Source organism: Streptomyces sp. NRRL B-24572 (genome assembly GCF_002156145.1).
GTDB lineage: Bacteria > Actinomycetota > Actinomycetes > Streptomycetales > Streptomycetaceae > Streptomyces > Streptomyces vietnamensis.
The window spans coordinates 1-2,536 of the sequence record NZ_MWIG01000766.1; the positions used below are offsets into that span (position 1 = coordinate 1).

General features: G+C 70.2%; 1 protein-coding gene. It reads left to right on the plus strand.

Annotated features, from left to right (window positions below; translation table 11 throughout):
* Positions 1-2,351: translation initiation factor IF-2 (gene infB, locus CCN56_RS35460; RefSeq protein WP_086831889.1), on the plus strand; the 2,351-nt coding region annotated here is incomplete at its 5' end.
* Between the last annotated feature and the right edge of the window lie 185 nt (positions 2,352-2,536).

Sequence of the window (2,536 nt, forward strand, 5' to 3'; positions counted from 1 at the left end):
GCGCCCCGCGTCCGCAGGGTGGCCCCGGTGGCGCCCCGCGTCCGCAGGGTCAGGGCGGTGCCCGTCCGACCCCCGGTGGCATGCCTCGCCCCCAGGCTCCCCGTCCGGGCGGCGCGCCCGGCGGTAACCGTCCGAACCCGGGCATGATGCCGCAGCGTCCCGCTGCCGGCCCGCGTCCCGGCCCCGGCGGTCGTGGCCCCGGTGGCCCCGGCGGTCGTCCGGGCGGTCCCGGCGGCGGCGGCGGTCGTCCCGGCTTCGCCGGTCGTCCGGCCGGTCCCGGCGGTGGCGGCGGCGGCTTCGCCGGTCGTCCCGGTGGTCCCGGTGGCGGCGGCGGTCGTCCGGGTGGTCCCGGCGGTGGCGGCGGCTTCGGCGGTCGTCCCGGTGGCTTCGGCGGCCGTCCCGGCGGTCCGGGTGGCCGTGGTGGCACGCAGGGCGCCTTCGGTCGTCCCGGCGGTCCCGCGCGTCGTGGTCGCAAGTCGAAGCGTCAGAGGCGCCAGGAGTACGAGGCCATGCAGGCCCCGTCCGTGGGCGGCGTGATGCTGCCTCGCGGCAACGGCGACACCATTCGCCTGTCGCGCGGTGCGTCCCTCACCGACTTCGCCGAGAAGATCGGCGCCAACCCGGCGTCGCTCGTCGCGGTCATGATGAACCTCGGCGAGATGGTCACGGCGACGCAGTCCGTCTCCGACGACACGCTCGTCATGCTGGCCGAAGAGATGAACTACGTCGTTCAGATCGTCAGCCCCGAGGAGGAGGACCGCGAGCTGCTCGAGTCCTTCGACATCGAGTTCGGCGAGGACGAGGGCGGCGAAGAGGCCCTGGTCTCCCGTCCGCCGGTCGTGACCGTCATGGGTCACGTCGACCACGGTAAGACCCGACTCCTCGACGCGATCCGCAAGACCAATGTGGTCGCGGGCGAGGCCGGTGGCATCACCCAGCACATCGGTGCCTACCAGGTCTCCACCCAGGTCAACGACGAAGAGCGTCGCATCACCTTCATCGACACCCCGGGTCACGAGGCGTTCACCGCCATGCGTGCCCGTGGTGCGAAGTCGACCGACATCGCGATCCTCGTGGTCGCGGCCAACGACGGCGTCATGCCGCAGACGATCGAGGCGCTCAACCACGCCAAGGCCGCCGGCGTCCCGATCGTCGTCGCGGTCAACAAGATCGACGTCGAGGGTGCCGACCCGGTCAAGGTCCGCGGTCAGCTGACCGAGTTCGGTCTGGTGGCCGAGGAGTACGGCGGCGACACGATGTTCGTCGACATCTCCGCCAAGCAGGGGCTGCACATCGACTCCCTGCTCGAGGCCGTCGTCCTCACCGCCGACGCCTCGCTCGACCTTCGGGCCAACCCGAACCAGGACGCGCAGGGTATTGCGATCGAGTCCCACCTCGACCGCGGTCGCGGTGCCGTCTCGACCGTCCTGGTCCAGCGCGGAACGCTGCGCATCGGCGACACGATGGTCGTCGGCGACGCGTACGGCCGCGTCCGGGCGATGCTCGACGACAAGGGCAACAACGTCGAGGAGGCGACCCCGTCGACTCCCGTCCTCGTCCTGGGTCTCACCAACGTCCCGGGTGCCGGCGACAACTTCCTGGTCGTCGACGAGGACCGTACGGCCCGCCAGATCGCCGAGAAGCGCGCTGCGCGTGAGCGCAACGCCGCCTTCGCCAAGCGCGTCCGCCGGGTGTCCCTCGAGGACCTCGACAAGGTGCTCAAGGCCGGTCTCGTCCAGGAACTCAACCTCATCATCAAGGGCGACGCGTCCGGTGCGGTCGAGGCCCTCGAGTCCTCGCTGCTCCAGCTCGACGTCGGCGAAGAGGTCGACATCCGCGTCCTGCACCGTGGTGTGGGTGCGGTCACCGAGTCGGACATCGACCTGGCCATGGGCTCCGACGCCATCGTCATCGGCTACAACGTCCGTGCGGCCGGCCGTGCCGCGCAGATGGCGGAGCGCGAGGGCGTCGACGTCCGGTACTACTCGGTCATCTACCAGGCGATCGAGGAGATCGAGGCGGCGCTCAAGGGCCTCCTCAAGCCGGAGTACGAAGAGGTCGAGCTCGGTACGGCGGAGATCCGCGAGGTCTTCCGCTCGTCCAAGCTGGGCAACATCGCCGGTGTCCTCATCCGCTCGGGCGAGGTCAAGCGCAACACCAAGGCGCGCCTCCTCCGCGACGGCAAGGTCATCGCGGAGAACCTCAACATCGAGGGTCTGCGCCGCTTCAAGGACGACGTCACCGAGATCCGCGAGGGCTTCGAGGGTGGTATCAACCTCGGAAACTTCAACGACATCAAGATCGACGACGTCATCGCGACGTACGAGATGCGCGAGAAGCCGCGCGCGTAACGCGTAGGGCTGCGTCCGGGGCCGGTCGGCGGAAGTATTTCCGTCGATCGGCCCCGGCCGTTGCGTGTACGGTTCTGGTGTCCCTGCCAAGCGACGGCGTGGCAGGCCACCGAACCCGAACCGGCGGGACATCCGGCACCGCATGTACGTGGGGACTCTGTCCTTCGACCTGCTCCTCGGCGACG